This is a genomic window from Klebsiella michiganensis (genome assembly GCA_000963575.1).
GTDB lineage: Bacteria > Pseudomonadota > Gammaproteobacteria > Enterobacterales > Enterobacteriaceae > Cedecea > Cedecea michiganensis_A.
Window position 1 is genome coordinate 694,675 of sequence record CP011077.1, and the last position, 13,064, is coordinate 707,738.

8 protein-coding genes are annotated in these 13,064 nt (G+C 54.8%); 1 reads left to right on the forward strand and 7 read right to left on the reverse strand.

Features of this window, described 5'->3' with window-relative positions:
- Positions 1–3: 3 nt before the first annotated feature.
- The 4 genes from ksgA to VW41_03350 are packed head-to-tail and all read right to left on the reverse strand — an operon-like array spanning position 4 to position 5,521.
- On the reverse strand, positions 4–828 hold the full coding sequence (gene ksgA, locus VW41_03335) for a 16S rRNA methyltransferase (protein ID AJZ88147.1): 825 nt from the start codon (positions 826–828) through the stop codon (positions 4–6).
- On the reverse strand, positions 825–1,814 hold the full coding sequence (gene pdxA / locus VW41_03340; GenBank protein AJZ88148.1) for a 4-hydroxythreonine-4-phosphate dehydrogenase: 990 nt from the start codon (positions 1,812–1,814) through the stop codon (positions 825–827). Before pdxA ends, ksgA begins: the two co-directional genes overlap by 4 nt.
- Positions 1,807–3,099: a peptidylprolyl isomerase gene (locus VW41_03345; GenBank protein ID AJZ88149.1), complete on the reverse strand. Its 1,293-nt coding sequence runs from the start codon at positions 3,097–3,099 to the stop codon at positions 1,807–1,809. The genes pdxA and VW41_03345 overlap by 8 nt, the downstream gene beginning before the upstream one ends.
- A gap of 58 nt (positions 3,100–3,157) precedes the next feature.
- Positions 3,158–5,521, reverse strand: coding sequence for an LPS biosynthesis protein (locus VW41_03350; GenBank protein AJZ88150.1), 2,364 nt, complete (start codon positions 5,519–5,521; stop codon positions 3,158–3,160).
- A gap of 181 nt (positions 5,522–5,702) precedes the next feature.
- Between VW41_03350 and djlA the strand changes: the two genes are divergently transcribed.
- The gene (gene djlA / locus VW41_03355; GenBank protein AJZ88151.1) at positions 5,703–6,521 is read left to right on the forward strand and encodes a Dna-J like membrane chaperone protein; all 819 of its coding nucleotides are present in this window, start codon (positions 5,703–5,705) and stop codon (positions 6,519–6,521) included.
- A gap of 29 nt (positions 6,522–6,550) precedes the next feature.
- Here the strand turns inward: djlA and VW41_03360 are convergent, their stop codons facing one another.
- The 3 genes from VW41_03360 to VW41_03370 form a co-directional block, all read right to left on the reverse strand.
- Entirely contained in the window at positions 6,551–7,210 is a 660-nt protein-coding gene (locus tag VW41_03360) for a 23S rRNA pseudouridylate synthase (GenBank protein ID AJZ88152.1), read from the reverse strand.
- A gap of 134 nt (positions 7,211–7,344) precedes the next feature.
- A complete protein-coding gene (locus VW41_03365; GenBank protein AJZ88153.1) occupies positions 7,345–10,251 on the reverse strand; it encodes an ATP-dependent helicase in 2,907 nt (968 codons plus the stop codon).
- 308 nt (positions 10,252–10,559) lie between these two features.
- Positions 10,560–12,920: a DNA polymerase II gene (locus VW41_03370; GenBank protein ID AJZ88154.1), complete on the reverse strand. Its 2,361-nt coding sequence runs from the start codon at positions 12,918–12,920 to the stop codon at positions 10,560–10,562.
- Between the last annotated feature and the right edge of the window lie 144 nt (positions 12,921–13,064).

The window sequence follows — 13,064 nt, forward strand, 5'->3', positions numbered from 1 at the left end:
GGTTTAGCTCTCCGATGGCTGTTGTGGGTTGTCAGCCAGATAATTTGCAAGCTTACAGTACTGCTCAACGGAAATGTTTTCCGCACGCAGTGTTGCATCGACGCCAAGCTCCGCCAGCACTTCGGCACTGAACAGATGGCCGAGGCTATTACGGATAGTTTTACGGCGCTTATTAAATGCTTCTGTAGTGATACGGCTCAGCACGCGCAGGTCTTTCACCGGGTGCGGTAAAGTCGCGTGTGGTACCAGACGCACAACGGCAGAGTCCACTTTTGGCGCTGGCGTAAACGCCGTTGGCGGTACTTCCAGTACCGGAATGACGTTGCAGTAGTACTGCGCCATCACCGACAGGCGGCCATACGCTTTACTGTTTGGCCCGGCGACTAAGCGGTTAACCACCTCTTTTTGCAGCATGAAGTGCATGTCTGCAATGGCATCAGTATAGCTAAAGAGATGGAACATCAGCGGTGTAGAGATGTTATACGGCAGGTTACCGAAGACGCGCAGCGGCTGGCCGATTTTCTGCGAAAGATCGCCGAAATCCATGGTCATGGCATCTTGCTGATAAATCGTTAGCTTAGGGGCCAGGAACGGGTGCGTTTGCAAACGGGCGGCAAGATCGCGGTCCAGTTCGATAACGGTCAGTTTATCCATGCGCTCACCCACGGGCTCGGTCAGTGCGCCGAGGCCCGGCCCAATTTCGACCATCGCCTGGCCTGGCTGTGGGTTGATAGCGGAGACAATACTGTCGATAACGAACTGGTCATTAAGGAAGTTTTGTCCAAAACGTTTGCGGGCAAGGTGGCCCTGGTGGACTCGAGTATTCATTGACTATTTACAATCATTTTAATGGCGAGATTAAGCGCCGTAATAAAACTGCCGACGTCGGCTTTCCCCTGGCCTGCCAGCTCAAGAGCTGTGCCGTGGTCAACCGAGGTACGGATAAAAGGTAACCCCAACGTGATATTTACCGCGCGGCCGAAGCCCTGGTATTTCAACACGGGCAGCCCCTGATCGTGATACATCGCCAGTACGGCGTCAGCACTATCGAGGTATTTAGGCTGGAATAGCGTATCTGCCGGTAATGGGCCAGAAAGGTGCATCCCTAAAGCGCGCATCTCATTCAACACCGGGATAATAGTGTCTATCTCTTCGGTGCCCATATGGCCACCTTCCCCGGCGTGCGGGTTGAGACCGCAAACCAGAACATGCGGCTGCGGGATACCAAATTTGGTTTGCAGGTCATGATACAGGATGGTGACAATCTGGCGTAGTAAATCCGGCGTAACGGCGTCAGAAATTGCTTTCAGCGGCAGATGCGTTGTGACAAGCGCAACGCGGAGCTCTTCCGTGGCCAGCATCATCACCACTTTTTCGCTGTGTGAACGCTCTTCGAAGAACTCGGTATGACCAATAAACGGAATACCGGCATCGTTGATAATGCCTTTGTGCACCGGCCCGGTAATCAGGGCGGCGAATTCACCGCTCAGACAGCCATCACAGGCACGGGCGAGCGTCTCAACCACGTAAGCGCTGTTACGCACATCCAACTGCCCTGGCACGACCGGCGCGCGCAGCTCAATGGGCAGCACGGTCAACGTACCCGCCGCCTGCGGTTTTGCCGGTTGATCTGCCTCGAAAGGCTGGAGCGTCAGGGGGAGGCCGAGCAGAGAAGCTCTGGCGAGTAGTAATTCAGGGGAAGCGCAGACGACCAGTTCAACGGGCCAGTCGCGTTGCGCTAACGCGACGACCAGGTCGGGACCAATCCCGGCGGGTTCGCCGGGAGTGATGGTCACACGAAAGATGTTAGCCATTGCTGCCTATGATTTTCACGTAAGCGCTGGCGCGCTGTTCCTGCATCCAGGTTTGCGCTTCTTCGGCGAACTTGCGGTTGAACAGCATGCGGTATGCACGGTCTTTCTGTGCCGCATCGGTTCTGTCGACTTTGCGGGTGTCCAGCAGTTCGATCAGGTGCCAGCCGAAGGAAGAGTGCACCGGGGCGCTCATCTGGCCTTTGTTCAGCTTTTGCAGTGCGTCGCGGAAGGCAGGATCGTAAATATCCGTTGCCGCCCAGCCAAGATCGCCCCCCTGGTTCGCTGAACCAGGATCGTCAGAGAACGATTTCGCTGCTGCAGCAAAGGTGGTTTTCCCGCTCTTAATGTCTGCGGCAATTTGCTCCAGCTTCTGGCGGGCCTGGGTATCGTTCATGATAGGCGACGTTTTCAGCAGGATGTGGCGGGCGTGAACTTCAGTCACAGAAATATTCTGGTTCTGACCACGCATGTCGTTAACTTTCAGAATATGGAAGCCAACGCCTGAACGGATAGGCCCGATAATGTCGCCTTTCTTCGCCGTGCTCAATGCCTGGGCAAAAATAGAAGGCAGTTCCTGAATGCGGCCCCAGCCCATCTGACCACCTTTCAGCGCCTGCTGATCGGCAGAATAGCTGATAGCGAGCTTGCCGAAGTCCGCCCCGTTACGTGCCTGATCGACAACGTTTCGTGCCTGTTTTTCTGCATCGTCAACCTGAGCAGAGCTTGGGTTTTCTGGCAGCGCAATCAGGATGTGGCTCAGGTTCAGTTCCGTACTGCTGTCGTTCTGGTTACCGACCTGCTGCGCCAGGGCATCAACTTCCTGCGGCAGGATTGAGACGCGGCGACGAACTTCATTGTTACGCACTTCCGAAATCGTCATCTCTTTACGGATCTGAGTGCGGTAGGTGTTGTAGTTCACGCCATCATAGGCCAGACGGCTGCGCATCTGATCCATGGTCATGTTGTTCTGTTTTGCGATATTGGCGATAGCCTGATCGAGTTCATCGTCGGTGATCTTCACGCCCATCTTCTGGCCCATCTGCAGGATGATTTGATCCATGATCAGACGTTCAATGATTTGATGGCGAAGGGTCGCGTCATCCGGCAGCTGTTGCCCCGCGTCGCGTGAGTTCATTTTGACGGACTGCATTAAGCCGTCAACATCGCTTTCAAGGACTACGCCGTTATTGACTACGGCAGCTACTTTGTCGACAACCTGCGGGGCTGCAAAAGTCGTGTTCGCCACAAGTGCGACACCAAGAAGCAGCGTTCTCCAGTTCTTCATACTTTTTCCATTTTACTTAGCCGCAAAGCGGATTATTTAGAGTATTCGTCAAAGTGAATTACATCGAGCTTTGGTACGGCAGAATGTTTGAACGCAACATCTGCGGGATACCCAGACCATAGTTTGAACTCAGGCCGCGTAACTCGATGTTAAAGCCGATTACGTTATCGTATTTGCTTTGGTTATTTTCCCAACCGTTGATTTTACGTTCGACGCCAACGCGAATGGCATAACAGCAAGAGCTGTACTGCACGGCGAACATAGAGTCAGCGGATTGTCGGGCATTGGTATCGTAGTAGTAGGCCCCTACAACTGACCAGCGATCCACGATTGGCCAGCTGGCGGCCATACCAACCTGCGAGATCCCTTCTTTATACTGATCTGCGGTTGAATATGCTGGCAGCGTTGCCTGAATATACTCCGGGCTGGCATAACGATAGGTCAACTGTGCCATACGATCGGCATCGCGGCGATACTCGATGGCACCGCTGCCGTTAGCCACGCTGCCCAGACGAGCATCATACTGAACGCCGCCACGCAGACCCCAACGATCGGTCATACGCCAGTAAGTATCACCGGCCCAAAGCATAGAGCCCGTTTTCTTATCTTTCTCCCAGTTGATGTTGCCATCCCCGGTACGGGACTGGGTGAAATAGTAGATTTGACCAGCGGACACGTTAAAACGTTCAACGGAAGCATCATCATAAACGCGAGATGTTACGCCGGTCGTCATCTGATTGGCGGAGGCAATACGGTCCAGACCACCGTAAGTACGGTCGCGGAACAACCCGCTGTAGTCAGACTGCAGCAGCGATGAGTCGTAGTTGTTGATGGCACTTTGGTTGCGATACGGCACGTACAGGTACTGAGCGCGTGGCTCAAGGGTCTGAGTCCAGCCAGCAACGGAGTCCATATCGCGATCGAAAATCAGCTTGCCGTCCATTTTAAACTGCGGCAGCGTACGGTTGACCGTGCTTTCTAAGGTGCTGGCACTATTGATATTCTGTTTGTATTTATCAAGATTGTCCTGCTGATAATGGGTCATCATCAGCTTGGCTTCGGTATTCAGGCTTGCCCAGCCGTTGGACAGCGGCAGGCTGATGATCGGTTCCAAATGCAAACGCGTAGCGTCTGGATAATTGGAGTTCACGTTAGTGAACTTAACCGCCTGAGCATAGACTCGGGTATCGAACGGGCCGACGTCGTTCTGATAGAAGTTGAGGTCCAACTGAGGTTCTGCGCGGTAAGAGCTGGTCCCGCTGTTAAGCTGGTTAGCAAAGACCTGGAACTGTTTAGTCGACAGGGTGGCATCGAAGTTTTCAACCGCATAGCCGACGCTGAATTTTTGCGTGGCGTAGCCGTCGGTACTGCTACCGTACTGCGAGCTAAAGTCGTTGAAGTAGCGTGAGTCACTAACCTTGGTGTAGTCGACGTTGAAGCGCCATACCTGGTCCATGACCCCGCTATGGTTCCAGTAGAACAACCAGCGGCGATCTTTTTCACCCGGCGAAACGCCCGCCTCGTTTTTGTACTCGTCATCCGACGGCAGATAGTCAAACTCCATCAGACCTGAGCCTGCCTGAGTCAGGTAACGGAATTCGTTCTGCCACTGAATACCACCCCGCTTATCAATGTAGTGAGGCGTGATTGTGGCATCGAAGTTCGGCGCAATGTTCCAGTAATACGGCAGTGCGAACTCAATGCCGTTGTTGGTGCTGTATTTAGCGCTGGGGATCAGGAAGCCCGAACGGCGTTTGTCGCCAATAGGAAGCTGCAGATAAGGGCTGTAGAAGACCGGTACCGGGCCCAGCTTAAAGCGGGCATTCCAAATCTCCGCCACTTCTTCCTGCCGGTCCTGAATCACTTCACTCCCGACCACGCTCCAGGTGTTGGAGCCGGGCAGGCATGAGGTGAAAGTCCCGTTTTCGAGAATCGTGTAGCGGTTGTCGCCGCGCTGTTTCATAAGGTCTGCGGTACCGCGACCCTGACGGCCAACCATCTGGTAATCACCGTTCCAGACGTTAGTATCTTTAGTGTTTAAATTTGACCATGCTTTCGGACCTTTCAGGATGATCTGATTGTCGTCGTAATGCACATTACCTAAGGCATCCACGGTGCGGACAGGGTCGGGCTGACCGTCGACCTGCTTCTGGTGAAGCTGAACTTCGTCAGACTGCAGGCGGCTGTTACCCTGCTGAACGTCAACATTCCCGGTAAAAACGGCATTGTCCGGGTAATCACCTTTGGCGTGATCGGCCTGAATGGTCACCGGCTGGCTATTACCGTCGTCCTTAACTAATGGACGATTGTAGCTTGGGATACCCAGCATACACTGCGAGGCAAGGTCAGCAGCCATACCTTGTTGGCTATAAAGGGCTGAACCAATCAGGGTGGCCAGCAAGGTGGGAATACGTTTTTTCATACGTGTTATTTGTTGTTCCGTCATCAGGGTATAGCGAAGGCAAACGGTCAGAGACTAACGTACTCATCACCACAGCGCTAGTGTTAATCCAGCCCATTAGCAGTATGCCGTTAGGCAGCGCTATCAATGGCGGGTATGATAAAGCAAATTCTAGACGACAGCATGACGATTTGGGGAGTATATGCAGTATTGGGGAAAAGTACTCGGTGTTGCCTTAGGTTTAATTTCGGGCGGCGGCTTTTGGGGCGTGGTGATAGGTTTTCTTATCGGCCATATGTTTGATAAGGCTCGCAGCCGTCGTGGGGCCTGGTTTGCTAACCAACAGCAGCGTCAGGCGATCTTTTTTTCTACCACTTTTGAAGTGATGGGGCATCTCACCAAATCAAAAGGCCGGGTAACAGAAGCTGATATTCAAATAGCTTCTTTGCTGATGGACCGAATGCAGCTTCATGGTGAAGGCCGCGCCGCAGCCCAGCGAGCATTTCGCGTGGGTAAAGAAAATAACTATCCGCTCAGAGAGAAGATGGGGCAGATGCGAAGCGTCTGCTTTGGCCGCTCTGACTTAATTCGGATGTTTCTGGAAATACAGATTCAGGCTGCGTTTGCGGATGGCTCGCTGCATCCTAACGAGCGGCAGGTGCTGTATGTGATTGCTGAAGAACTGGGGATCTCGCGTGCCCAGTTCGACCAGTTCCTGCGCATGATGGAGGGCGGCCAGCAGTTTGGTGGTGGCCAGTACCAATATCAGCAATCGCAGGGAGGCTTCGCACAGCAGCAAAGGGGCCCGACGCTGGAGGACGCCTGTAAGGTGCTTGGGGTAAAAAGCAGCGATGAGCCGACGGTTATCAAGCGCGCGTACCGTAAGTTAATGAGCGAGCACCACCCGGACAAGCTGGTGGCAAAGGGGCTACCGCCGGAAATGATGCAGATGGCGAAGCAAAAGGCCCAGGAGATTCAGGGCGCTTATGACCTGATTAAAACGGCAAAAGGGTTTAAATAGAAAAAGCCTCTCAAATGAGAGGCTTTTCTTTAGAAGTCGGCCGGAGCCTTGAACGTCATTGGCGTGCCGTAACTCGGGTGCGTTATGGTGAGCATCTCGGCATGAAGCTGAAGACGCTGCGCCATGGCAAGTGCTTCTGGCGTCGCGTAGAAGCGGTCGCCGAGAATGGGATGCCCAAGCGCCTGCATGTGCACGCGAAGCTGGTGTGAACGCCCGGTAATCGGTCTGAGCTGCACACGAGCGGTGTTATCCGCCGCGTATTCCAGCACCTGATACTCGGTCTGCGCGGATTTCCCGGTCTCATAGCAGACCTTCTGCTTTGGCCTATTAGGCCAGTCGCAAATCAGCGGCAGATCGACCAAACCCTCATCCGGCTGCGGGTGGCCCCAAACGCGAGCCACATACTGCTTTTTCGGCTCGCGTTCACGAAACTGGCGCTTCAGTTCACGCTCTGCCGCTTTGGTCAGTGCAACCACGATCACACCGCTGGTCGCCATATCAAGCCGATGGACCGATTCCGCCAGCGGGAAGTCGCGCTGAATACGCGTCATCACGCTGTCTTTATGCTCGTCAAGACGGCCCGGGACGGACAACAGGCCGCTTGGCTTGTTAACCACCATGATGTGCTCATCCTGGTAAAGAATAACCAGCCAGGGATCAAGAGGCGGATTGTAAGGTTCCATCAGCATTTACTCTGCATCCTTCAAGCTGCAGCCGCGTTGGCTGCTCTCACGCATCCCAGTCACTGAGTAGTAAGCTCCTGGGAATTCTCTCTTTTGCCGCCTTGCTGCAACTCGAATGATTTGAGTAAAGCGACGCATATTTACTGGTGCGTGACGACAATCAGGCGCAGGGCATCAAGACGCCAGTTAGCCTGGCTCAGCGCTTCCATCACCTGCTGGCGATTGGTTTCGATAGCCGACAGCTCGTCATCACGAATGTTAGGATTCACGGCCTTCAATGCTTCCAGACGGGACAACTCAGCGCTTAGCTTCTCGTCGGCTTCATTACGGGCCGCGTCGATCAGCGCCTGTGCCGCATCGGCAACCTTCTCTTCCGCCAGTTGCAGAATAGCGTGCACGTCGGATTGCACCGCATTCACCAGTTTGCTACCGGTATGGCGGTTAACCGCGCTGAGCTGGCGATTGAAACTTTCAAACTCCACCTGAGCCGCGAGGTTGGTGCCGTTTTTATCCACCAGCATACGCACCGGCGTAGGCGGCAGGAAGCGGTTGAGCTGCAGTTGCTTAGGCGCTTTGGCTTCGACAACGTACACCAGCTCAAGCAGCAGGGTACCTACAGGCAGCGCTTTGTTTTTCAGCAACGACAGGGCACAGCTACCGGTGTCACCCGACAGGATCAAATCCAGGCCGTTGCGGATGATGGGGTGTTCCCAGGTAACAAACTGCGCATCTTCGCGGGACAAGGCTACGTCGCGTTCGAAGGTGATCGTACAGCCGTCTTCCGGCAGGCCCGGGAAGTCAGGGACCAGCATATGATCTGACGGAGTCAGAACGACCATGTTGTCGCCGCGATCGTCCTGGTTAATGCCGACGATATCAAACAGGTTCATGGCAAAGCTAACGAGGTTGGTGTCGTTATCTTGCTCTGAAATGGCTTCTGCCAGCGCCTGCGCTTTTTCACCGCCGTTGGAGTGAATCTCCAACAGACGGTCACGGCCCTGCTCAAGCTGCTGCTTGAGGGCATCGTGCTGTGAGCGGCATTGTTTGATTAGCGCATCGAAGCCTTCGGTATTTTCCGGGGCGGCGAGATACTCAATCAGTTGCGGATAGACGCTGTCATAAATGGTGCGACCGGTCGGGCAGGTGTGTTCGAAGGCATCCAGCCCAGCATGGTACCAGTCCACCAGGACCGACTGCGCGGTTTTTTCCAGATACGGAACATGGATCTGAATATCGTGCGCCTGGCCAATACGGTCGAGACGGCCGATACGCTGTTCCAGCAGGTCGGGGTTAAACGGCAGGTCAAACATTACCAGCTGGCTGGCGAACTGGAAGTTACGGCCTTCTGAGCCAATTTCAGAACACAGCAAGACCTGAGCACCGGTATCTTCTTCAGCAAACCAGGCCGCGGCACGGTCGCGTTCAATGATCGACATACCTTCGTGGAAGACGGCTGCACGAATGCCTTCGCGCTCACGCAGAACCTGCTCAAGCTGAAGCGCCGTCGCCGCTTTGGCGCAGATCACCAGCACTTTCTGCGAGCGATGGCTGGTCAGGTAGCCCATCAGCCATTCAACGCGTGGGTCGAAGTTCCACCAGGTGCCGGTGTCGCCTTCGAACTCCTGATAAATCTGCTCCGGATACAGCATATCGCGGGCGCGATCTTCCACGGACTTACGCGCGGCCATAATACCGGAGACTTTGATCGCTGTCTGATACTGGGTTGGCAGCGGCAGGCGAATGGTGTGCAGTTCGCGTTTCGGGAAACCCTTCACGCCGTTACGGGTGTTACGGAACAGCACGCGGCTGGTGCCGTGCCTGTCCATCAGCATGGCGATCAGCTCCTGGCGTGCAGTTTCGCTGCCTTCGCGGTCGCTGTTAGCGGTTTGCAGCAGCGGCTCGATATCCTGCTCGCCAATCAGTTCACCCATGGTATTGAGTTGCTTATCGGTCAGACGGTCACCCGCCAGCAGCAAAGCAACGGCATCCGCAACCGGGCGATAATGCTGCTGTTCTTCCACAAACATGGCGAAATCATGGAAGCGGTTTGGGTCCAGCAGACGTAAACGGGCAAAGTGGCTTTCCATACCCAACTGCTCAGGCGTGGCGGTCAGCAACAGAACGCCAGGAACATGCTCGGCCAGCTGTTCAATTGCCTGATATTCACGGCTTGGGGCGTCTTCGCTCCACACCAGATGGTGAGCTTCATCGACAACCAGCAGATCCCATTCCGCTTCGCAGAGGTTTTCCAGGCGTTGTTTATTGCGGCGCACGAAGTCCAGGGAGCAAATCACCAGCTGTTCGGTATCAAACGGGTTGCTGCTGTCATGCTGGGCTTCCGCGTAACGTTCGTCATCAAACAGCGCGAAGCGCAGGTTAAAGCGGCGCAGCATTTCTACCAGCCACTGATGCTGCAGAGTTTCTGGCACCACAATCAGTACGCGCTCGGCGCTGCCGGCCAGCAGTTGCTGATGGATAATCATCCCGGCTTCAATGGTTTTACCCAGGCCCACTTCATCCGCGAGCAATACGCGGGGCGCATGGCGGCGGCCGACATCATGAGCGATGTTTAGCTGGTGAGGGATCAGGCTGGTGCGCATCCCGCGCAGGCCGCTCCAGATCTGGCGAGATTGTTCGCTCTGATATTTACGTGCGCGGAAACGCAGGGCAAAGCGATCCATACGGTCGATTTGTCCGGCAAACAGACGATCCTGTGGCTTGCTGAAGACCAGCTTGCTGTCAAGGAACACTTCGCGCAGCAGAACCTCTTGTTCTTCGGTATCGAGACGAGTACCGAAGTAGGCGAGTAAACCCTTTTCTTCCTTAACTTCATCAACTTTCAGCTGCCAGCCTTCATGGCTGGTAATCACATCGCCTGGGTTAAACATCACGCGGGTGATCGGGGAGTCATTTCTGGCGTACAGACGATTTTCACCCGTTGCCGGGAAGAGCAGGGTGACCATACGCGCATCCAGCGCTACAACAGTTCCCAGTCCCAGTTCGCTTTCAGTATCGCTGATCCAACGTTGACCAAGTGTAAAAGGCATAAGTTTTCGGCTCTATTTCAGTGACTTAAATTTGCAGGCAATAGCATGGCAACCGCGCACAGGCGGCGCAGTTGTTTAAAATTGGGTCTAAGGATTCGAAGAAAGGGCGCTATGGTACTGGATGGCAACGGATTCGTCACGTACTCGTCATTCTTCGAATTACAGCGGTGTTGGCTGCACTCAGTTTATTCAGCTCATCCCTGAGCTTCGCCCTTTCAGGGCCGTGGCAGGCATTGAACAACGCTGCTCCCGGCAGAGTTTGTCACTCACTTACCGCCAGACTGTAAGTCGAAGTTTTGAGCGTGTTTTCAAAATAGCCCCATCTGCCCCGTCATCAGTGTAGCAAAGTCGTCTTCGAGGAAGGGTAAAATCCCCTCGGCGACCGGCTGCAGCTGGCGAGTAAGGTAGTGGTCATAGTCCAGCGGAGCTTGTTGATAATCAACCGGTTCCGGGCCGCTCATGGTCATGACATATTTTATCGTGCCGCGGTTCTGGTATTGCGCGGGCCTGCCCAGGCGCTGGTTATGCTCATCGGCAAGCCTGGCCGCCCGAACGTGAGGCGGCACGTTTTTCTGGTACTCGCTTAACGGTCGGCGCAGGCGTTTACGATAGATCAGCTGTGAATCCAGTTCACCCGCCATCAGGCTGGCAATGGTCTCGCGGATGTAGTCCTGATAAGGTTCGCCGCGGAAAATTCGCAGATAGAGCGTTTGTTGAAACTGCTGAGCGAGAGGCGTCCAGTCGGTGCGCACCGTTTCAAGCCCTTTAAATACCATGCGCTGTTCATCGCCTTCCTGAATGAGCCCGGCGTAGCGTTTTTTACTGCCCTGGTCTGTTCCCCGGATGGTGGGCATCAGGAAGCGGCAGAAGTGCGTTTCGTACTCAAGTTCAAGGGCGCAGTCGAGGCTCAGCGTGGTTTTCAGGTGTTTTTGCCACCAGTTGTTCACGTACTCAACCAGCCGCCTGCCAATTTGCGCGGCGTCCTCTTCGCTGTGGGCCTTTTTCAGCCAGACAAAGGTTGAATCCGTATCGCCGTAGATAACGTCATAGCCCTGGGACTCAATCAGTGCTTTTGTCTGGCGCATGATCTCGTGGCCACGCATGGTGATCGACGAAGCAAGGCGAGGATCGAAAAAGCGACAGGCGCTGGTGCCCAGCACGCCGTAAAAGGCATTCATGATGATCTTGAGCGCCTGAGAGAGCGGTTTGTTGCCGTGGCGTTTTGCCTCGTCGCGGCCGTGCCAGATCTGGCTCACTATCTCCGGCAGGCAGTGTGTGTCGCGGGAGAACCAGCCGCCAATAAACCCCTCAACGGAATGCGTAACGTCCGGCTGGGCTGTGCCTTCGACGAGGCCGACCGGGTCAATTAAGAAGGTGCGAATAATCGACGGATACAGGCTTTTATAATCGAGTACCAGCACGGAGTCATACAGCCCGGGACGCGAATCCATCACGTAGCCGCCGGGGCTAGCCTGAGGCGGAACCTCGCCTAAGTTGGGGGCTACATAGCCGGCACGATGCATACGCGGGAAATAGAGGTGGCTGAATGCCGCAACCGAGCCGCCGTGTTTATCCAGCGGGAGCCCGTTGACCGTCGCCCGTTCCAGCAGGAAGGGCATCAGCTCTGTTTTGTGGAAAATACGCGTGACCAGCTCGCAGTCTTTGAGGTTATAGGTGGCCAGCGCGGGTTTGTCTTCGGCAAAACGGCGGTCAATCTCATCCATACGATCCCAGGGATTATCAATCGATTTCCCTTCACCGAGAAGTTCGCGGGAGACAGTTTCCAGTGAGAACGAGGAAAAATTCCAGAACGCCGATTTTAGCGCTTCGATGCCGTCAATAATCACCCGGCCTGCAAGCTGGGCAAAGAAAACACCCTGCTTAAAGCCGTGTTCACGCCATTCTAACAGGCTGTTTCCCCGCCCTAAACGGAGCGGGACCTGATAGCGTTCGGCCATTTTTTGCAGCACGCGCAGGTCAAACTGCACGACGTTCCAGCCGATCAGTACGTCGGGATCGTGCTCGGCAAACCAGCTATTGAGCTTTTCCAGCAGCAAAGGGCGGCTGGCGACATATTCCAGCGTAAAGTCCAGGTCAGTAGCCACGCCGTTTTCAGGCCCCAGCATATAGACGTGACGCTGCCCGCAGCCTTCAAGCCCGATGCAATACAGCTCTCCGTGTCGATTCGTTTCGATATCCAGCGAGACCCATTTCAGCGGCGGGCGATATTCCGGGGCGGGCTTCAGGCGGGTATCCAGCAGTACGTCGCCATGGGGATGGCCGCTAAACCAAACCGGTGCGGTAATAAAGCGTTCCATCAGGAAGCGCTCCGGCGGGCGAATATCCGCCTCATAGACCGTCACGCCGCCGTCACGCAGCAGTTTCTCCAGCCGCATTAACTGACGGTGCTGCTGACAATACAGGCCCGCCACCGGCTGGCGATGAAAGTCTTTAAGTTCCAGGGGCGTGAGGCGAAACTGGTTTTCGCCAGCGAGCAGGCGCTGGGCCTGGGCTAGCTGCGATTGGGGAATAAAAGCGACGGATTCCTGCAGCGGCAGGCGCACCTTAAGCGGGCCATCGTCCGTGGCCAGCCAAAAATCGACTTCGGTACCGCGCGGGGTGTCTCGCCAGTGCCTGGTCAGCAGAAACCCCTGACGAGCTTGAGACACGCTGCATTCTCTCTCAGGAAAAGTGTTTGGATTATAGCGCAAACAACCGTTATTTACTGCATTTATATACAGTGTTGTTGGCAAGGCGTGCGAATTGTCCGGAACTTTACCGTCTATTCTTTATTCATAGAAATGAGACCTTGA